Origin of the sequence: Streptomyces agglomeratus, assembly GCF_001746415.1 — a bacterium.
Lineage (GTDB): Bacteria > Actinomycetota > Actinomycetes > Streptomycetales > Streptomycetaceae > Streptomyces > Streptomyces agglomeratus.
Genome location: NZ_MEHJ01000001.1, coordinates 8,217,912 through 8,237,439 on the forward strand (window position 1 = coordinate 8,217,912; position 19,528 = coordinate 8,237,439).

Annotated in this window: 22 protein-coding genes; 14 read left to right on the forward strand and 8 right to left on the reverse strand. The window is 68.8% G+C overall.

The window, feature by feature from the left end; all coding sequences use genetic code 11:
- Positions 1-3: 3 nt before the first annotated feature.
- On the forward strand, positions 4-786 hold the full coding sequence (locus AS594_RS36170) for a hypothetical protein (RefSeq protein WP_069935861.1): 783 nt from the start codon (positions 4-6) through the stop codon (positions 784-786).
- An 82-nt stretch (positions 787-868) separates the two neighbouring features.
- Entirely contained in the window at positions 869-2,101 is a 1,233-nt protein-coding gene (locus AS594_RS36175; protein ID WP_069935862.1) for a cytochrome P450 family protein, read from the forward strand.
- A 285-nt stretch (positions 2,102-2,386) separates the two neighbouring features.
- Here the strand turns inward: AS594_RS36175 and AS594_RS36180 are convergent, their stop codons facing one another.
- From AS594_RS36180 to AS594_RS36205, 7 genes are all read right to left on the reverse strand, one after another.
- Complete coding sequence (locus AS594_RS36180) at positions 2,387-2,758, reverse strand: hypothetical protein (protein WP_069935863.1); 372 nt, start codon at positions 2,756-2,758, stop codon at positions 2,387-2,389.
- On the reverse strand, positions 2,751-3,488 hold the full coding sequence (locus AS594_RS36185; protein WP_141747225.1) for a hypothetical protein: 738 nt from the start codon (positions 3,486-3,488) through the stop codon (positions 2,751-2,753). Before AS594_RS36185 ends, AS594_RS36180 begins: the two co-directional genes overlap by 8 nt.
- 506 nt (positions 3,489-3,994) lie before the next feature.
- The gene (locus AS594_RS36190; protein WP_240509209.1) at positions 3,995-4,975 is read right to left on the reverse strand and encodes a hypothetical protein; all 981 of its coding nucleotides are present in this window, start codon (positions 4,973-4,975) and stop codon (positions 3,995-3,997) included.
- A 125-nt stretch (positions 4,976-5,100) separates the two neighbouring features.
- Positions 5,101-5,457, reverse strand: coding sequence for a hypothetical protein (locus tag AS594_RS36195; RefSeq protein ID WP_069935865.1), 357 nt, complete (start codon positions 5,455-5,457; stop codon positions 5,101-5,103).
- Between the two features lie 64 nt (positions 5,458-5,521).
- Positions 5,522-5,662: a hypothetical protein gene (locus AS594_RS45065; protein WP_167368112.1), complete on the reverse strand. Its 141-nt coding sequence runs from the start codon at positions 5,660-5,662 to the stop codon at positions 5,522-5,524.
- Positions 5,663-5,997: 335 nt separating this feature from the next.
- Complete coding sequence (locus AS594_RS36200) at positions 5,998-6,378, reverse strand: hypothetical protein (RefSeq protein ID WP_069935866.1); 381 nt, start codon at positions 6,376-6,378, stop codon at positions 5,998-6,000.
- A gap of 46 nt (positions 6,379-6,424) precedes the next feature.
- Positions 6,425-7,012 carry a TetR/AcrR family transcriptional regulator gene (locus AS594_RS36205; protein WP_069935867.1) on the reverse strand — a complete coding sequence of 196 codons (588 nt, stop codon included), beginning with the start codon at positions 7,010-7,012 and terminating at the stop codon, positions 6,425-6,427.
- 201 nt (positions 7,013-7,213) lie between these two features.
- Here AS594_RS36205 and AS594_RS45070 point away from each other — a divergent pair, with 201 nt between their 5' ends.
- The 4 genes from AS594_RS45070 (at position 7,214) to AS594_RS36220 (ending at position 10,446) form a co-directional block, all read left to right on the forward strand.
- Positions 7,214-7,357 carry a hypothetical protein gene (locus AS594_RS45070; RefSeq protein ID WP_167368113.1) on the forward strand — a complete coding sequence of 48 codons (144 nt, stop codon included), beginning with the start codon at positions 7,214-7,216 and terminating at the stop codon, positions 7,355-7,357.
- Positions 7,358-7,609: 252 nt separating this feature from the next.
- Complete coding sequence (locus AS594_RS36210; protein WP_167368114.1) at positions 7,610-8,869, forward strand: outer membrane protein assembly factor BamB family protein; 1,260 nt, start codon at positions 7,610-7,612, stop codon at positions 8,867-8,869.
- 315 nt (positions 8,870-9,184) lie between these two features.
- A complete protein-coding gene (locus AS594_RS36215) occupies positions 9,185-9,793 on the forward strand; it encodes a DUF6192 family protein (RefSeq protein ID WP_069935869.1) in 609 nt (202 codons plus the stop codon).
- A gap of 53 nt (positions 9,794-9,846) precedes the next feature.
- A complete protein-coding gene (locus AS594_RS36220) occupies positions 9,847-10,446 on the forward strand; it encodes a hypothetical protein (RefSeq protein WP_069935870.1) in 600 nt (199 codons plus the stop codon).
- A 241-nt stretch (positions 10,447-10,687) separates the two neighbouring features.
- Here AS594_RS36220 and AS594_RS41845 read toward each other — a convergent pair whose 3' ends face one another.
- Positions 10,688-11,368: a site-specific integrase gene (locus AS594_RS41845; protein WP_240509210.1), complete on the reverse strand. Its 681-nt coding sequence runs from the start codon at positions 11,366-11,368 to the stop codon at positions 10,688-10,690.
- A gap of 205 nt (positions 11,369-11,573) precedes the next feature.
- Here AS594_RS41845 and AS594_RS36230 point away from each other — a divergent pair, with 205 nt between their 5' ends.
- The 8 genes from AS594_RS36230 (at position 11,574) to AS594_RS36255 (ending at position 19,465) form a co-directional block, all read left to right on the forward strand.
- Entirely contained in the window at positions 11,574-12,776 is a 1,203-nt protein-coding gene (locus tag AS594_RS36230; RefSeq protein ID WP_069935871.1) for an IS110 family RNA-guided transposase, read from the forward strand.
- 233 nt (positions 12,777-13,009) lie between these two features.
- Positions 13,010-13,672, forward strand: coding sequence for a hypothetical protein (locus AS594_RS36235; protein ID WP_206281740.1), 663 nt, complete (start codon positions 13,010-13,012; stop codon positions 13,670-13,672).
- Between the two features lie 230 nt (positions 13,673-13,902).
- Complete coding sequence (locus AS594_RS36240; RefSeq protein WP_141747227.1) at positions 13,903-15,567, forward strand: hypothetical protein; 1,665 nt, start codon at positions 13,903-13,905, stop codon at positions 15,565-15,567.
- Positions 15,564-16,655 carry a hypothetical protein gene (locus AS594_RS45545; protein WP_206281741.1) on the forward strand — a complete coding sequence of 364 codons (1,092 nt, stop codon included), beginning with the start codon at positions 15,564-15,566 and terminating at the stop codon, positions 16,653-16,655. Before AS594_RS36240 ends, AS594_RS45545 begins: the two co-directional genes overlap by 4 nt.
- Positions 16,656-16,683: 28 nt before the next feature.
- Complete coding sequence (locus tag AS594_RS46770; RefSeq protein ID WP_240509211.1) at positions 16,684-17,016, forward strand: hypothetical protein; 333 nt, start codon at positions 16,684-16,686, stop codon at positions 17,014-17,016.
- A complete protein-coding gene (locus AS594_RS46775; protein ID WP_240509212.1) occupies positions 17,013-17,729 on the forward strand; it encodes a hypothetical protein in 717 nt (238 codons plus the stop codon). The genes AS594_RS46770 and AS594_RS46775 overlap by 4 nt, the downstream gene beginning before the upstream one ends.
- Positions 17,726-17,965, forward strand: a complete 240-nt coding sequence (locus AS594_RS36250) for a hypothetical protein (RefSeq protein WP_069935872.1) — start codon at positions 17,726-17,728, stop codon at positions 17,963-17,965. Before AS594_RS46775 ends, AS594_RS36250 begins: the two co-directional genes overlap by 4 nt.
- 63 nt (positions 17,966-18,028) lie before the next feature.
- Positions 18,029-19,465: an IS1380 family transposase gene (locus AS594_RS36255; protein WP_079144626.1), complete on the forward strand. Its 1,437-nt coding sequence runs from the start codon at positions 18,029-18,031 to the stop codon at positions 19,463-19,465.
- Positions 19,466-19,528 lie beyond the last annotated feature (63 nt).

Here is a 19,528-nt window from a genome sequence, read left to right on the forward strand (position 1 = left end):
CCGGTGAACAGCACCAGCAGCTCCACACCGCTCGATGGCCTCATATTCGGCGTGTGCGCCGTTCTGGGAGCGGTGGTGACCGCAGCCTGCCTGTACCGGGCCCGCACGACGCCCACCGTCGCCAACCGGTGCATCACCACCGCCTTCGGCATCTGCACAGTCGGAGTGGCCTTTGCCATCCCCGCCGTCGCCTCGTGGGCGGAGGAGCTGACCGGCGTCGACAACGTCGCCAAGTTGATCGCCCACATCTGCGCCATCCTCTGGTGCGCCAGCCTCCAGCTCACCATGGTCGACATCGCCTACGACCCGGAATACCTCAGGACGGCGATCTACCAGCGCGCCACCGTGGCCTCCATCGTTCTCCTGGTGATGATCCCGCTCTGGCTCAAGGCAAACACACCCGGAGTCGAGTTCACGACGGCGTTCGCCGCGAACGTGCCGGTCCGCGTCTACCTGCTTGTCTACCTCGGCTATGTGTTCCTGACCTGCTGCGAGCTGGCGTTCATGTGCGGCAAGAGCGCCAACCTCAACTGGCCCGAACGCCCATGGAGCTCCTTCGGCTACGGATCGTCCGCAACCGCCGCCGTCGCTGGCATCGGCTACACCGCATCCAAGGGCGGCTACCTCCTCGCCTACACCGCCGGCAGCCCGTGGTCGCTCGGGGTGGAGGAGAGGCTTTCTCCCTCGCTGTCCGGCATCGCCATCGTCTTCCTCTTCATCGGTCTCACCCTGCCGGTATTCGGGCTTGCCTTCCGTAAGGTGCGGCGCCGCCTCTCCCGGGCCTGACCGACGCCGGCGGCCATCCGACGAAGCAACCGCTCGACCTGACCGATACGACGCCGCAGACCCAGTTCGCGAGGAAAAACGCATGACCCACGACTCCAGCACGCCTCTTGCCCAGCCCTTCGGGCCCGACTTCCAAGCCGACCCGCACGCCGTGTTCGCGCAGTTGAGGGAGAAGGGGCCGGCCCACCGGATCGCCCTCCCCGACGGGTCGCCCGTGTGGCTCATCACGCGCGAATGCGACGTGCGGCGCGGCTTGGCGGACCCCCGCTTCTCGGTCGACAAGCAGCACTCTGGTTCCGGGTTCAAGGGCTTCTCGCTCCCTCCGGCTCTGGATGCCAACCTCCTCAACTTGGACGCGGGCGACCATCTGCGGCTGCGCCGCCTGGTCGCACAAGGGTTCACCCCGCGGCACGTCGACGGCATGCGGAATCACATCCAGCGCGCGGTGGACACCTTCGTGCGCCAGCTCCTCGGACGCCTGGAAACCGACGGGCCGGCCGACCTGGTGGCCGAGTTCGCCAAGCCACTCCCCTTGAAGGTCATCGGAGACCTGTTCGTCATACCGGCCGAGGAGCAGGGACCGTTCTCGGAGTGGATATCCGGCATGCTCACGCCCACCAGCGGGGAGGAGCTGGTCCAATCGATCGGCAGCATCCACCGGTACCTCGTCGACCTCGTAGCCAGTCGCCGAGCAAACCCCGGAAACGACATCCTGTCGGGTCTCATCGCGGCCCGTGACGAAGAGGATCGGCTCACGGAAGACGAGCTGGTCTCCTTGGCGTTCCTGATCCTGGGTGCCGGCAGCGAGAATGTCCAGCACCAGATCAGCAACGCCGTGATGACGCTCCTGGACCACCCTGACCAGCTGTCCGAGCTGCGGGAGAAGCCCGAACTGCTGCCCGCCGCCGTCGAGGAACTGCTCCGATACGCCCATCCGAATCTGAGCGCCATCCGCCGCTTCCCGACGGAGCCGGTCGACGTCGGCGAGGTCCGTATCCCCGCAGGCGACACGGTGCTCTTCTCGCTCGCATCCGCACACCGAGACCCGGCCCGATACCCGCAGCCCGACCGGTTCGACATCCACCGCCTGGACAAGGACCACCTGGCCCTCGGCCACGGCCTCCACTACTGCCTTGGTGCTTCCTTGGCACGCACCCAAATCACCCTCGCCCTCAACGCCCTGCTGCGCCGTTTGCCCGGGCTACGGCTCGCCTCCGCTCCCGAGGATGTCCGCTGGACGACCACGTTCCGATTCCGTGCACCGCGGGAACTGCCCGTCATTCTCGGCCCCGGGGGACCCACCGCGACGTCCTAACCGCTGGCCCTACCCGAAGTCGCCGCGAACACCAGCAGCTGAGCGATCCCCATGCGCGCAGAGCGCCTGCCGCCAGGCCAGGTTCTCCGCGCGCGCACGGGCGGGCACGTACCTGAACGGCGCCTCACCTTCGCCGAGTGGGAGGCCGTCTGCGACGCCAGGGACCGAGCCCCCTGGAGGCCCCGCGCCCGCCCCGGCTGCGCACGTACGGCACGCACCAGGCCACGGCACCGACGACGAACCCGACGGCGAAGCTCTCGAACCGGAACACGGCTCCCCTTCCGTTCAGGATCCCGCAGCCGGCGTGGCCTCGGGCAGGTTGTCCTCGGCAGCCGCGACATGCGTCTCGCGGTCGGCTCCGCGACGGCCCGTACGGATGACCGCCCGCACTGACCGGAACAGGGCACGGACCAGCCGCCACAGGCCGACCACGCCGCAGCCGACCGCCGCCAGGCTCGCCCCAAGGCGCACCGAGGCCTCCAGCCACCCCGACAGATGCAGGTAGCCCACGGTCAGCGACGTGCCGATCAGGCTCAGACTGAGCACCATGAGGACACTGCTGTGCCCGATTACCCCCCAGGTGCGTTTCAGCTCCGCGAAGGCCTCCGGATGGGCCTCCCGCCATGAAGCCGACCGGTCGCGCTGGTGCTCACTCATGTATCTCTCCGCTTCTCGCGTCGGCATCAGCGCCGCCCAGGACTTCCCGGGCATGATGCAGTCCCTGTCCCAGCTCCCCGAGGCAGGCCCGGGGCAGCAGCCCGTCCGGTAGCGCAGGCCCGGTCGGCTCCGCGAACGCGTGGTCGTCACGGATCGCCGACTCGACCGCATCCTCCTGCCGCTCCACCGCGACGGCCTGGTTGACCAAAAGCGCGACCGACTGCTCGTAGCCGAGGAGGAGTTCACGCGCCTCCGGATCCCCCGCCGCTAAGGGCACCAACCCGGCCGTGTCGCACAGCAGCCGCGGCAACACCGCCGACGCCCGGGTCAGCTTGGAGCGCCCGCTGCGCCCGGCGAGCATGCGCAACTGCTGCTCGCTGGCCAGCAGCCGGAAGAAGACCGCCGCGTACGTCTCGACATCCTTCACCACGCGCACCCGGCGCCGGGTGCGGTGCCGGATGGCAGCAGGCAGTCCTGCTGCCACAGCCGCGCCGAGCGCACCGGCCGCAAGTAGACGGGCGGACGTCGGCAGCACCGACGTCACAGGGCCCAGTGCGGCGAAGGCGGTAGCGGTGAACACAGCAGCCCGGCCGACCTGTAGGGGACGCGGAAGCTCAAGGCCCGCGAGCGTCCAGATACACAGGGGAGCACGACGTCCCCACACCATCCGGCAGAACCACCGCCCCACCGCGTTCTGCCCGGGATCGAAGACGCCCGCCTGGCGCAGCACGCCTGCAGGGCGCAGCCGGCCAGCGGAGAGCACGCCCCAGCGCAGCCACCCTCCCCGAGCCCGCTCCCGGATCTGCAGCTGCGCCTCGGCCGCGGCCCGTGCGGCACCCGAGGAGGGACGGCGGGCCAACGCGGCCCGCGCCGCGTACCGGAGGGGGACCGCCTCCCGAAGAACATCGGCCCACCACTCACGATCTGCGTCGAACGGCAGGGGCTGTGTAGTCGGCCTAATCGCTGGTCCGCCTCAGCGAGGCCGGAGCGGGCCCCCGGGCAGGAAGCCCGCGACAGCTCGACGGCGCCCTGGGCGGGGGCGGCCTCGGCGGTGGAGACGAGGGCGGAGAGTGGGCCGCAGGCGGAGACCGCGCCGGTGAGCACGAGGTTGGCGGCCAGGAGGCGAGGGGCCGTGAAGGGGGTCCTGTTTCGGGTCGGAGGAAGCGCCGTTCACCTGCTACAGGTATGGCGCGGGCCGCCGGTGTGACACTCCGCCCGAAACCTTTGTGACCTCCTTCAGCCGAGCGTGCCCTCGAAGGTGATCCTTGAGCCGCCCGCGTCGACGGCCTCCACCGTCACCGGGCCGCCGACGGCCGCCTCTGGGGCGCGGAAGGAGACGCTCTGCGTGGCGGTGCGGTACGGGGCGATCGCGGCGTCGCGGTACCCGAACACCGGACGGACGGTGGCGGCCAGGTGCAGGTCCTGGCCGGTCAGGATCCGCAGGGTGGTGCCCAGGCCGGGCATCGGGTCGCCGGAGCGGTTGACCACGCTGAGTTCCAGGCTCCCGGTGCGCGCGGCTCCTTCGCCGCTCACCGTCACCTTGCCCACGCGCACGTGGCCGTTCCACTGCCCAAGCGGCATGACCGGCTGCCGGGCCGGCGCACCCTGCGGCGCCTGGGCGTCCGGGGAGGCGGCGGCACCGCCCGGCAGGGCGCCTTCGAAGAACAGCAGTTCCGGCTCGGCCAACCCCTCCTCGGTTGCTTCCACGGTCACCGTGACCGGCAGGCCCTGGGCCTGGTCGGGGAGCACCACCTTCACGTCCCTGTCGACGGACCCGTTGGGGCGCACCTGCTGCGGTTCGTCCTTGGCGGAGGTCGTGCTGCTATCGGTGGCCTCGGCAGCGGTGCGGCCGAGAGCTCCGTAGCGGACGGTGACGGCGGTCCGCGGCGCGGTTGCGACCTGTGCCCGCTGGTTGGCCACGGTCACCCGCGCCGTGTACGCGCTCGAGCCGGCCAGCACGCCGGGCACGGCCCCGGCCGGCAGCCGCTCGAAGCCCTGCAGCGTCACCGTCCATGCCCCGTCGCCGACCGGCTGCGCGGTTCCCGGCTTCACGATGCCGTCCGGCAGCACCGTGGAGGGCGAAGGCCGGGCCCCCGGGGCGCTGTTCGTCGGCTTGCCATCGGCCTTGGGCTCGCTGTCGGAGTCGGCGCAGCCGGAGACCAGGACTGCGCCGGCCAGGAGCACGGTCGGAAGGGCGTGGCGCAGGCGCATGGACATGGTTCCCCCTGTCAGGTACCGGATCTCGGTCGAGAGGGATCATGCCAAAACGCGCCCGGCCGGGGCCGGGCGCGTTGGTGAGGGATGTCTGATTCGGGCCGCCCGCCGCGTGTGCGGGCGGCGGGTCACAGCGTGATGGGGATGGGGACCAGGAAGTACTCGGCGTCGCCGACGCGGACCCGCACCGGGTGCCCGGGAACCAGGGTGAACAGCCGATGGTGCGCGGTCGCGGGGGAGTTGCGCACGGACAACGCGGGCTCCAGCGCGGCACGGACGGCGGCGCGGGAGGTGTCGGACAGCGGGTTGCGCTCGGCGATCTCCGCGCACTGGTCGAGCTGGGTGTCGGTCAGGTCGGGCCCTAGGCCCTGGCGGAGGGCCTCGACGGCGACGGCGGGGGCCAGGACCGCCCGGTTGTGGTCGCGGCATACGTGGCCGGGCGTGCCGTGGGGCTGGAAGTGACGGGCGGTGCCGATGGAGGTCAAGGGGGACTCCCGTGTGGAGGAGGGTGGCGTCAGTGCGCGCGGATCGTCGCGGTCTCGGCGACGGTCAGGACGTGCGCGGGAGGGTCTGGCGGCCTTCGGCCGTCGCCCGGTACATGCGGTGCACTCCGTCGATCAGCAGGCGAGTCGGGCCACTGTCGAACTCCAGGGTGGCGATGATCAACGGCTGGTCGAGGTCGGTGCGCATGGCGTGTTCGACGTTGAAATGGGACTGGTCCGGGCCGAAGATCGGGCACCAGGACGGGCCGTCGTACTCCGGCCTGAGCAGGTCAGGTGGTAGGCGGCCGACCAGTCGGCCACGGGGGTCTGCTCGACGGCTCGGGGGTGCTCGTCCAGGAGGCGCATGGCCCGGTCGACGTCGACCAACCAGCCTCCGTACTTGAACATCTGGCGGGAAGGGGTGGTCACGGTTCCTCGCTGACGGGTCGGGGATCGGTGATGGGAAGGGGCGGCCTGCAGTGGCCGGCAGGCACCAAGGCCGCTCGGGCGCCGCCCAGGAGCGAGCCGGGGTGGCGAGCCGGTTCAGCGCGGGGCGAGAGGGATGACCAGGACGCCGACGTGAGGCAGGCTCATCTCGGCCAGCAGCCGGGCGGCGCGGCCGCCAGGGCTGCTTGGATCGCTGGGGTCCAGGCGTATGGCGCCCCGGTGGGGGCCGCGCACGGGGTAGAGGTGCACCGTGTTCTCCGGTGCGTTGCGCTCGAAGACGCTGACGGTGGCGTACCCGAACCCGCCGAGGTTCGGGTACCGCTCGGCGACGGCCGCAGACAGGGCGGTGACGAGTTCGGGGCCTGGCGAGGCGACCGAGAGGGGGAGCAAGGGGTGGCGCGGCCGGATGCGCAGAGCAAGGGCGCGGATCGGGACGCCGAGGCCGAAGCCGATGGCGAGAGAGGCTGGCTGGATCACGGTGTTCCCCTGGGGTTGCGGCCGGGCTGGTGGCGGAGGGTGGCTTCTAGGCGTCGGCGGTGGTCACGGCGGCGTGGACGAGGCGGGCGAGTCCCCGGCGTCGCTGGCGCTTGGTCAGCCCCTGGACGCTTCCGGCGTTCTCGTGTCCGGCGGCGGCGGTCAGCCCGGACACGAGGGCGTGGACCAGTTCCTTGCCCTCGCCGTTGGGCGTGGTCGTCTGGGCGGCCGCCGTCAGGGCCCGGACGACGGGCCTGGTGGCCGCGAAGTACGCCTTGACGAAGCGGGGGTCCCGCTCGGCCGCGACGGCGGTCAGCACCCGCATGACCGGGAGGTGACCGCTCCAGCCGTCGAGTACGGCGTCGACGAGCCGGGTGGCGCCGGGCAGTCCGTCCGAGGACCAGGAGCCGTCCTCGAAGCCGTCGAGCGCCGCGTTCGTCTCCTCGGCCAGGAGCCGGGACGCTTCAAGGACGACGCCCTCGATGTCGGGGAAGTACTGGTAGAACGTCGCGGGCGACGTGCCCACCACGTGGGCGATGTCCATCACCTTGATGTCGCGGTAGGACCGGGTGGCGAGGAGCTCGATCGTCGCGTCCATCAGCTTCTGGCGGGTCTGGAGGCCGCGCTCGTTGGGCACGCGGCGGTCGGGGTGCGGGTCACGACACGGGTGGGCACAGTCGTCTCCTGAGCTGGGGGAAGAAAAGGGGGGTGGTCCAGGTCTGGGGCGGTGCCGCCGGACCCGACGTGCAATCACATTACACATTGAAATACAAATACACAACGCGCTGCGTGGGGGATCTCAGAACCCATCTTTGAACCTGTACAGCCGGATGAGCCCGTGAGTGAAGAGATAAGCGACCGCGAGTGGAAGGCGTTTATGAACAAAGCCTTCGGCCTCAGCATCTCTGAGAGCGGGCTCCTCATCGACGTCGACTCAGGACGCCACGCCATGGGCTTCCTGAAGCAGGACCAGGCGGACTAACACCCTTTTTGGCTACGGCCCGGGAGCTGTCGGCCGATGCCGCACCGCTTGGGTGAAAGGCCCCCTCTCCACCCGATGACCGGCTGCGCTGGTAGCGAGCACCTGGCGCTCAAGTTCGGCCAACGGCGGTCTGGTTCCGCAGCCCCGCGTGCCCATGAGTGGCTATCCTCGTCCCGCGATGATCACTAGAGGGGGAACTGTATGAAGCGCAGGTCTATGCGAACGGGGGGACTGGCTGCTGCAGTCGCCCTCATGCTCGTGGCAGGGTGCGGCGGCTCGGACGGAGACGACAAGGGAGCTGCGCGCGGCGGGGATCCGCGCGACCCGGCCGGCACCCAGGGCCCCGCGATGCGTGAAGTGAAGGCACCAGTGCACTTCTCGACGGGAAAGGCCGTCGCCCTGCCCGAGTCCGCAGGGGCCGGCAACATTTCCATCGGAGGGCTGCAGCATCCGCTGCCCCTCGCCCTGCACAGAGGCATGGCCTACATCGCCCGCCCCGACGGCATGGAGATCGCCAGCGGCTTGCGGAAGGCGGCCCCGGTGCTGCTCACGCCCAAGCACGAACCCCTTACCACCATGGACGACTTGGGGTTGACGGTCGGCTCGAACCCCGCGCGGCGGCCGGTCATCGCGGAGTCCAAAGGCGAGACCTTGGCCATGAGCAGCGTGGTCACCAAGGTGCCCGGCTCGGGCACCACCAAGGGGCACCACGAGGTTGAGCTCCTCGTGGCAGACACGGACACGGCTGCCATGGCATGGTCGGCGCGGATCCCTTTGGGAGAGATGGAGTACGCCCTGGACGTGAAGGAGGAGGATACCGAGGTCGTCGGGCTCTACGGGGACACCGTGGCGCTGTACGCCCAGGGAAGGCTCTTTGGCGTGAACGTGGACAGCCACCAGAAGGTGTGGACGGCGCCAGGGACGTACGCCGCAGGGGCGGTCCTGGCCGCGGGGAAGTTGGTGGCCTTGCGAGACGACGCGGACGGCGACAGGCGCCCGGTGGGGCTAAATCCGGCCGACGGGAGCCAGAAGTGGGCCATCGACGACGTTTCCGCCGAGACGCTGAATGCGGCGAGCCCCGGCACCGTCATCGTGGGCGGGTATTTGAGCAGTGAGGACAGCAGGGACGGGTCTGTCCTGCTCGAAGCTGCGAGCAGCAAGCGCATCGAAACCTACGACGGGATTATGAAGGCCGACAGCTGCGACTATGACGGCCGCTCCACGACGATCTGCGCCGGCGCGGACGCGGTGACCGCCTACGACACCCAGACCGGCAAGGCGCGGTGGACGCTCCCCGACAAGTCGGGCAACCGGGTGGCCCCCGAGGTCACGCTGGTGCGCGCGGGCCTGGTCTACGGGACCACGGAAAACGGCCCTGTCGTCCTGGACTCCACCACCGGCGCAGACAAAGAAGACCAGCCCGGCATCGCGCCGTACTTCAGCGACGGGTATGTCGGCATCGCCCTCACGGATTCCGACCACACGGTGACGGCCTACCGCACCGAGAACTGACCGTCGCCCGGCCCCTGCGAACGCAGAGCACAGTGGGGACCGCGCCCTCCACCGCGGCGTATGTACGGCGGAGCCCCAGTTGGGTTGAGCGCCACGGTGGAGGGCTCTGTACCCACACGGCTCTCCGTTCGCAGGGGTCCGGCAGCGGGCTTTGCGGAGAGCGTTCGGGTGCTCCGCGTTCCGTGTCGGTACGCCTTTGCGGGAGGGGTCGGCGGGCGCATTCTGCCGGTACCGGGTGGGTCGGGGTTCCTCTTCACGGCCACGGGCGCCGTGCTCCGGCCCGGCAGGGGGTGGGTTGTGGTAACCAGTTCGGAGATGGTCGGCAGCGTCAGCGTGGACCGGTACGAGCGGATCGTGGCACGGCTGAGTGATGCAGTCGAGAAGTTGTCGAAGAGTCAGTTCATCATCGGCGACAGGGCTCTGGAGGTGTGCCCGATGCAGGATCACGGCGGCCGGTCCGCGGGCGATGACCTGTTTGGGGTGTCGGCGTGGCTGCACCGTCTGTCGGAGGACATCGACGTTCCCTACAACACCCTGAAGTCGTACCGGTGGGTGGCCAGCCGGTGGCCTGAGCAGCACCGATGCCCTGAAGTGGCGTTCAGCACCCCCCAGACTCTGGCCGCGATCTCTGATGACGAGGAACGGTGGGAGGCGATCAAGAATCCGCCCGTGGGTGAGCGGACGGGCAGGCGGCGGTGGACGCCGGAGACGTCCTGGCGGCGGGTGGGCTACCACGGGTCGGGCCCGGAGACGGCGCAGGAGAAGGTCGAGGCCGTGCACGACCTGGTCGCCGATGAACAGGTCGCCGCACAGGTGGCGACCGATCTGCTGCGCCGTCCGTCGGTGGCGTTCAAGGCCATGACCGACGATTATCCGGACTACGGGCCGCAGGAAGCCGAACCTGCCCTTGCTCGTGCGGTGTGAATCCGAAATTGGTTGGCATCACCCCAGGTCAGGGAGGTTACTGTTCGAGGGTGATGACGCCCGAGGGAGTGAAGCTAGGGCTGGAGGCCGCGCGCCTGCTCGCCGCCGCCGACTGCTGTGAGATTGAGCCCGGATTGACCGATGCCGAGTTCCGCCGCATCGAGGAGGAGTACGGCTTCGAGTTTTCCGACGACCATCGGGCATTTCTGGCTGTGGGGCTTCCGGTGAGGCAGCCGCCTGAGGAGGGGGACACGTGGGAGAACCCGTGGCCCGACTGGCGGCATGGGGATCCGGCGAAGCTTCGGGAACACCTTGAATGGCCGGTCGAAGGCGTCCTTGGAGCAGTTCAGCACGGCTACTGGCATCCGACGTGGGGGCAGCGGCCTGCGGATGCGGATGAAGCGCACAAAGAAACTACGTTGATGCTGGACCAGGTGCCGAAGCTCGTGCCCGTGTACGCGCACCGCTTCTTGCCTGCCGGTCACGGCTCCCACGGGCATCCAGTCATGTCCATTTGGGGCACCGACATCATCTACTACGGCGCTGACTTGGCCGATTACATCAACCACGAATTCGACGACTTCAGCGCGCACACCCCTGACGGCTGGAACCCCAGAGCAACTGTGGCCTTTTGGCAGGACTTCCTGGCGTAGCCTCTCCGGATCGGAAGACACCGGCTTGGGCAGCGCCGTCATTGCGGCCTGGTGATTACTGGCATGCCAAGGTCGGTAGGGCCGCCCTGGCCAACCTCACGTGTCCGCTGCAAACTACGGTCGAGAGCGACAAGCTTCTCCTTGGCCTTGGTGAGGCTGACCTGGAGTCCTTGGACTTCTCCGAGCCAGCCGTTGTCCCGTGCTTCTGCGATGCGCTCGGCGAGGTTGCGGATGATCTCGATCAGCCGGGGCCGCTGTCTGGGGGAAACCCGCAGCATCGGGCAGCGCAGGCACGAGTGCTCATGCTGGCACGGGGTTCCGTAGGGCCGTGCGCAGTCGCCGAGCTCCAGCTTGCGGGTGTGGAAGTGTTCCTGGATTCCCGCCATTCATCGGCCGTGGGTTCGCGGTATTCCTCCGCGGGGCGTGTCGCTCGCCGCTGGTCGAGGAAGGCCCGGTAGGAGCGGATCAGGTCCTCCTGGAAGACGGCCAGGTATGCCTCCGTGGTGCTCGTACTGGTATGGCCGAGCAAACGGGCGGCGATATGGACGGGCAGTCCGCCGGCGACGGCCTCGGTAGCGAAGATCCTTCGGAAATCGTGCGGCGTGAAGTGCAGGGGCTCGCCTGTCTGGTCGGTGAGGGCGGCTCGGGCCAGAGTGTCGTTGAGTAGCTGGTAGAGCGTGTTCGTGCTGATGACGTCGCGTTTCCAGCCGATCCGGCGCTGGAAGAGGTGTGGCAGAGGCGGCCCAGTGACCAGCTCGTGGTAGTCGTAGCGCGCGACGAGAGGGATCGTGCCGGCGTTGTCCCCGCCGGGCTGCTCCATCAGGATGCCGAAGCCGGCGAGCAGCGCCACCAACCCGTAGACGGTTTGCAGCAGCTGGCAACGGCGGTGCTGCACGGTGCAGGGACGGAAGTCTTCGGACATGGCTCTCCGTAAGTTGTTAGGCGGCCCGGGAGGGCCGGGTGTGGCTTATGGTTCTCTGCCTTCAGTGGCTTCCGAGGAGTGGCCGCCCGGCTCTCCGGGGCGCCCTGGCTGCTGATTGAGATGTGCGCTTCGGTCGCTTTTTACGGAGATGACAGCGGGGTGTTCCTCGGGCCGACGGCATGCTGTTCGGAGCGAGGAGGGGCGAGTGAGCGAGCGACGGGACCATGCCTGGGCCGGCATCGACGCGGGCAAGGGGCATCACTGGGCGGCGGCGGTCGATGAGACCGGTGCGACGCTGTGGTCGAAGAAGGTCGACAACGACGAGTCGGCGATCCTGACCGCCATGGGCGAGATCCTGGACCTGGCCGACGAGGTCCACTGGGCGGTGGACATCTCCGGCACGTCCTCCGCACTCCTGCTGGCCCTGCTCGCGGCCCACGGCCAGCAGGCCGTCTACGTGCCCGGCCGCACGGTCAACCGCATGTCGGGCGCTTACCGGGGCGAGGCGAAGACCGACGCTCGCGACGCCTACGTCATCGCCGAAACCGCCCGCAACCGCCGGGACTTCGCGGCGATCGACGTGCCGGCCCAGCTGGCCGCCGACCTCGCACTGCTGACCGCTCACCGCTCCGACCTGGTGGCCGACCGAGTCCGGATGATCAACCGTCTTCGCGACACGCTGACTGGCGTCTTCCCCGCGCTGGAGCGGGCCTTCGACTACAGCTCGCAGAAGGGCGCGCTGGTCCTGCTGACGGGCTACCAGACGCCCGCCGCGATCCGCGGTCGCGGCCGGGCAAGGCTGACGGCCTGGCTGGCCAACCGCAGCGTGCGCGGCGCCGACGCGGTCGCAGCGACCGCCTTGGAGGCGGCCCAGGCCCAGCAGACTGCGCTGCCCGGCGAGAACGTCGCCGCTCAGATCGTGGCCGACCTGGCGGGGCACATCCTGGCCCTGGACGACCGGCTGAAGCGGATCGACCAGCAGATCCGCGAGACGTTCCGAAGCCATCCGCAGGCGGAGATCATCGAGTCCCTGCCCGGCATGGGACCGATCCTCGGCGCCGAGTTCGTCGTCGCCGCCGGCGATCTCACGGCCTACGCCGACGCCGGGCATCTCGCCTCGGCGGCCGGGCTGGTGCCCGTCCCGCGCGACTCCGGCCGCCGGACCGGCAACATGCACCGGCCAAAGCGCTACAGCCGCCGCCTGCGCAGGGTGTTCTACATGTCCGCACAGACCAGCATGATGCGCGAGGGGCCGAACCGGGACTTCTACCTCAAGAAGCGCGGCGAGGGTTGCAAACACGTACAAGCCGTCATCGCCCTGGCCCGGCGCCGGGCCAGCGTCCTGTGGGCTCTCCTGCGCGACAACCGGGTCTTCACCCCCGAGCTGCCAGTCGCGCAAGCGGCTTGACTTCATCATTGAGACTCCTCGGCTGAAGACGATCGGGATGCTGGGCTTGATGCACGGGCCGTGCGCTCTGTGGCCGGGCGGGACGGGGCCCGCCCGGCCACAGGGGACTGTTAAGCGTTCGCGGCGCGCCGGGGCGCCGCCGAGGGGCGGAGCCGGGCGCGGCGCAGCCGGTCGGACCACGGAGCGTCGGCGGGCCCTACGGGGTGCTCGGGGATGGTGATGCCATGAAAGGGGTGCTTTCCTACATCGAGGGCCCCAGGGCGGCGGCGGTCCGGCGAGCCCAGGCCGCAGGTCGCTACGAGCGGGTGAAGGGGAAGCGCCTGGTCCTCGCTGTTCACGGGACCGAAGCTGTGACGCTGGAGGGTGCCCGCGGCGGGGTGGAGGAGAGACTGTGGAACGAGGTCGGTCCGCGCACCCGGCTTCGGCTGTTCCGTCGAACAGATCAGGGACTCGAGCCCGTGGCTCTCTGGCTGAACGAGGACGGCCTGCCCAGGGACGGGCGAGGCTGGGAGCACACCTTCGCCGTCGCCAACGAGCGGATTGCGGCGCTGGGCCTGGAGCATTTCTCGTGCACTGCCCACATGCTGCGGCACTCGTTCGCGCTGAAGTGGTACGCGATCGGCAAGCTGGTGCAGGCCGCTCGGCTCGGACATCTCAGCGAGACGGAGTGGATGGACTTCCGGGAACAGTTCGGCGACACCTGGCATCTGGTTCAGACGATGATCGGGCATCGCCGGGTCGAGACGACGAAAGAGGTCTACCTGGAGCCGTTCCGGAGCCTGGACGTGGAGATTCTGCTGGCTCACGCGGACGGCTTTCCCTTGGAGGTATTCATGGCGAATGTCTTCACCGGCCATCCGAGGGTCCGCACCGATCCGCTGGCAGAGAGCTCATGAGCGGCAGAGGCCGACGAGCATCCTTTCCAGGCGGCGGACCCAGGACCGAACGCGGCCGGTTGACCGGGTCGGATGAACGCTGGGTGGTGCGATGCTTCAGCCAGGATGGTGAGGAGCACCGGGACTTCGACTTGTCGAAGCTGAGCATGCCCACGGAGCTGAGGGATGCGTTCGGATCCGCCTTCGTCAAGCGCACGGCTCCCGGAGCGGGACTGGCCTCGCTGCACTCGATGGACAAGGTCTACCGGACGTTGCTGCAGTTCGACCGGTATCTGGCGACCTTGCGCTGGCCGCCTCGATCAGTGCCGCAGTTGACCCCGGAACATGTCGATGCCTTCTACGACAGACGCAAGCACCTTGCGCAGGCAGCCGATGAGATGGGCGAACTGAAGCGGCTGCTGGCGAGGACCGAGGGTGTCAGCGACGCCGTCGCCGGGCGGATCGCGGCGGCACTGCCGCGGGTGAGACGTGGCAACGGCCGGCAGAGCTACAGCCGGGCGGAGTTCAAGCGCATCGCGGATGCCGCCCGCACAGACCTACGAGCGGCCGCCCGGCGGATCCGGGAGAACCGGGACCTTCTCCAGCGGTTCCGGCAGGGGCAAGTCGTGTCCGGCGACGACCTGGATCTGGCCCGGCGTCTGGAGCTGCTGGACTCGGTGGAGCGATTCGCGGACGTTCCCCGCCACGTCAGGACCGTGGGGCTCACCGCCGGCAAGAGCGAACCCATGGCCTGGGTGAAGAAGGTCGGCACTGTCAAAGAGATCATGTCCTGGCTCCATCTGACCGTGGACGAGACGGCAGCTGGCGCGATCCTGCTGGCAGCCATGACAGGCGAGAACCCGGACGTGATCCACAAGACCCCGGCGGCCCATCACCGAGCAGACGGTTACAGCGGGGACGGCGGCACGGCCATCGTGGACCTGCGCAAGCTCCGGCGGGGACGACGCGCCTACATGAACCTCGCCCTGTCGGACATCCCCGAGTGGATCAGCATCCCGGGCAAGCCGGAAGAGATCTCGACGCGCGATGAACTGCACACCCCCTTCGGCCTCTACGTGCTCCTCCATGAACTCACCGCAGCCTCACGAGCCCACATTGGGGGCAACCGACTGCTGATCGGCTATGCCAATACCGGGGCTGCGGACGGCGGCCGGGGGCTGCGGCCGATCACCACCAGCGAATGCGTCCTTCGGCTCGGCAGGCGCTGGGGTCTTCCTTCGGACACCCTGGATGAGCAGGGAAAACCGGTGCCGCTGGCGGTCCGGCTGGACCTGCTACGGCTCACCTACATCGAACTCAACCAGAGGCCCGTGGCGCACACCGAGCGCACCGCGGCAACGACCTACATGGCCCGCAACCGAGGCAACGTCGCCGAGTACCGGAAAGTCGTCGCTCAGGCTCTGGCCTCGGAAGTCGACAAGGCCCGCGCTCGCGGTTCGGTGGCCGTGATGTCCCCGCAGGAGGTAGAGCGGGCCCGCACCGAACCTGAGACAGTCGCCGCTGAGCAGGGGCTTGATCCAGTGACTCTCAAGCGCATGATCGCGGGCGAACTCGACACCGTGCTTGCCGCTTGCGCCGACAACAAGAACAGCCCTCACGCACCCCCCGGCCAGCCCTGTCCAGCCTCGTTCATGCTCTGCCTGGGATGCGAATGCGCGCGAGCACTGCCCCGGCACCTTCCAGTCCAAGTGCTGGTCCACGACCGGCTCCAGGCCGGCCGCGCTCAGATGGAGGCGCTGAGGTGGGCCCATCGCTTCGCGGCGCCCCACGCTCAGCTTGCTGATCTTCTCGACCAGCACGACGCCGAGACAGTCGCCGACGCCCGTCGAAGTGCCACCGCAACCGACCACGCTGTCGTGGAGCGCTTCCTGAGCCGGGAGCTCGACCTGAGATGACCACAGCCGAAGCACTTCCGATCTGGGGCGAAGTCCCGGCGGGCACCCAGTGGCCCGAGCCCGACACACTGGTCTTGGCCAACCGAGACCTGAGGCCAGGAACCGATCTCTCGACGCTGTCCCGCTTCCGTGACGAGCGCTGGGATCTCAACCCCGCGATCTTCGAGGACCACTACCGCTCGACCACGCTCAACTTCACCCTGGCCCCCCACCGGCTACGGCCCGCGGCGAAGTTCTACCTGTGGCAACTGCTGAACCACGAAGATCCCCGCGATGCACGGGGCAGGACAGGACGCCGCACGGCGGTCAGCACCATCCACTTCGCCTTCGTCAGCGGCTTGCGGTTCGTCCTCGACTGGCTGGACGGCCAAGGGGTCACGGAGTTCAGTCAGGTCACCAACGCAATGCTGGACGACTATCTCGACTCGCTCGAAGACGAGGAGGTGCCCCTGGACAGTCGCTACCGACGGCTGACCGAAGTACGCAGACTATGGGCCTACCGCGACACGCTCCCCGCCAGCATGAGGCTCCCCGGCGCCCCGCCCTGGGCCGGCGGGGACACCCAGGATCTGCTGACAGGCTCCCGCCGCAGCAGCCGGGACAATCGCACCCGCCGCATCGCGGAGCCAACCATGCAGATGCTCCTGCGCTGGGCAATCCGGTTCGTCGAGGACTTCGCCGACGACATCCTGACGGCCCACGCAGCAGGCGTGGAACTGCATGCGAGGACCACCATGGGCAGACGGCGGTCCGCCGGCCTGCCAAGGCAACCGCGATACCGATCGGGAGAACTCCGCCTCAAGATCCCTGCTTTCCTGGACGACCTGCGGAAGCGAGGCGAGGCCCTTCCCGGCAAGCGCCTCGAGAACGGCGAGCTTACGGTCAACTGGCGGCATCTGGCTGCCATCTTGAAACTGCGCGGAGACCTTCAAACAGACCTCCACCGCCCACCTGGTGACCGAATCCGGCCTGCCGATCAGCGAGCACACCTACCTTGGAGGCGAGATCACCGGGCTCCTCGACGGACAGCCCTGGCGACAAGAACGCATCCGCTTCGAAGAGGGGCCCGGCCTCGCCCGGCTGCTTAGCACGGCCTGCTTCATCGTCATCGCCTACTTGTCCGGCGCCCGAGTCGGAGAGGTGCTCAACCTCCGGCGCGGCTGCATCAAGCACGACAAGAACGCCAACCTGTGGCTGATGGAAGGTCTCTACTTCAAGGGAGCCGAGGACGAGAACGGCAACAAGATTCCCGAGGGCCAGCCCCGCGAGGACCCGTGGGTCGTCCTCGAAATCGTCGCCCGCGCAGTCACCGTCCTCGAACGGCTTCACCCGCACCCCTTGCTGTTTCCACCAGAATCGAACCGCACCGGCGACGCCCGCAGGGCGAAAAGCGACTGGGTAACGCACGACGAGACCAGTCGATCACCGGTGACCTGGCAGCCTTCGTGACCTGGGTCAACAACGAGTGCCACCTACTTGGTCGCAGCGACCACATCCCCGAGGACGGCCGCGACCGACTCAAAGCCAGCCGCTTCCGCCGCACCCTCGCGTGGTTCATCCGGCGCCGTCCGAGAGGCTTGGTCGCCGCATCGATTCAGTACGGCCATGCCCACACGCAAATGCTCCAGGGCTACGCGGGGAGCTACGAATCCGGCTTTCCCGATGAGTACGCGTTCGAGGACTGGCTCTACCGCATCGAGTGCCTGAGCGACGACGAACAAGCCCTCAGCAGCGGCGAACACGTCAGCGGCCCCGCCGCCGACACCTACCGAAACCGCATCACCGCCGCCAACCGCGAATTCGCCGGCCGCGTCCTCACCAAAGAGCGCCATGCCCGCGACCTGCTCGGCAATCCACTGCTGCAGATCCACCACGGCGAAGGAATGACCTGCGTCCTCAACCCCGCCACAGCAGCATGCCAGCTCCGCGGAACCATGGACGACCCCCAGGTCACCCCCGACACCGACGACTGCCGCCCTCAATGCCCGAACATCGCCCGAACCGATCGCGACATCGCCTACGTCCGACAGCGAGCGGCTGAGCTCGCCGACATCGTCGCTGATCCACTGGCGCCACCCATCCGCCACGAACGCGAGCGACGCGAACTCGACCGCCTTAAGTCGATCATCAGCAACCACGAGCGAGGGGCCACGGACACGTGAACAGCATCCCGTTCGACAACGAGCAGGACCCCACCCGCCGGGCAATCATCAGCGCGATGAACCGCCTCTTCGCCGGCACCCCGCAGCGGTCGAACGGACGTCTCAACATCTCTCAACTGGCCATCGAAGCCAACGTCAAGCGCTGGCACCTGACTCACCAGCACCCCGACCTCCGACAATTCTTTCAGACCAAGACCGCCGAGCTAGCCTCGCCGTTTCGGTTGGGGTGCGGCTGAGGGGTTGGGTAGAAGCGCAAAAGTGCCTTCCTGAGCTGGGACGATGGACCTTGTCTAGGGGTTCTGTCGTCGCCAGAGGAAGGCACTTTCTGCGTGAAGGATATCGGTTCACGGCCCCGGCTTGTGGTGTCCACCGACGGGTCGGGGGTGGTCGGGCACGCCGGAGCACGTTTGCTGGCGGACCTCGCCGAAGCGACCAGGCTGACGGCGGCCTATTCCACCGTGCTCCGGCCGCTTCGGCCGCGCGGCACCGGCCATGACCCAGGCCGGATCGCCACCGATCTCGCAGTGATGCTCGCCGACGGCGGCGAGGCGATCGCGGATCTGGCCGTTCTGCGGGACCAGCGCGAGGTGTTCGGACCGGTAGCCTCCACCCCGACGGCTTGGCGGCTGCTGGCCGCCGTCGACGAACGCATACTGGACCGCCTGCGGTCGGCCCGCGCCGCAGCCCGGGAGGTGGCCTGGCTACAGGCCGCCGAGACCCGCACCGCGATACCCGCAGTGAAGGCCGGCGGACGCGAACTGCCCGGCCTGGTCCTGGACCTCGACGCCACGCTGGTCACCTGCCACTCCGAGAAAGACCAGGCCGCACCCACCTACAAAGGCGGCTTCGGGTTCCACCCGTTGCTGTGTTTCCTGGCCAACACCGGCGAGGCGATGTCCGGGCTGCTCCGGCCTGGCAACGCCGGAGCCAACACCGCCGCCGATCACATCACCGTGCTCGACCAGGCCCTCGCGCAGATCCCCGACGCCCACCGGCACGGCACCGACATCCTGGTCCGCACCGACAGCGCGGGCAGCGCAAAGGCGTTCCTCACGCATCTACGCGCCTTGCGTGACAACGGCCTTCACCTGCGTTTCTCGGTCGGATACGCCGTCACCGCACCGGTCCGCCGCGCGATCCGCGCCCTGCCCGAACAGGTCTGGCACCCCGCCCTGGACGCCGACGGGACCCTGCGTGAGTCCGCCGAGGTCGCAGAGCTGACCGGCATGGTCGACCTGAACGGCTACCCGGCCGGCACCCGCATCATCGTGCGCCGCGAACGCCCGCACCCCGGCGCCCAGCTGTCCCTGTTCGACAGTGACGAGGGCCTGCGGCACCAGGTCTTCCTCACCGACACCCCGTACTCCGGCGGCGGCTCGGCCCAGTTCCTGGAGATCCGCCACCGCGGACACGCCACCGTCGAGGACCACATCCGGTGCGGCAAGACCACCGGCTTCGGACGCTTCCCATCCCGCCTGTTCTCCGTCAACGCCGCCTGGCTCGAGCTCAGCCTCGCGGCCATCGACCTTCTGGCCTGGACCCGCGTCCTGCTGCTGGATGGCGAGCTGGCTATCGCCGAACCCAAGAAACTCCGCTACCGGATCCTGCACGTCGCTGCCCGTCTCACCCGCGGCGGCCGTCGCCTCCACCTGCGGATCGCAGCAACCTGGCCCTGGCGACACCAACTCGCCGCCGCCTTCCACCGTCTGGCCGCCCTACCCCGCCCCGCCAACTGACCAGCCGCCCCGGCCACCTACGACACGAAAGACCTTGGAGAACCCGACCAACGCGCCGGGTCC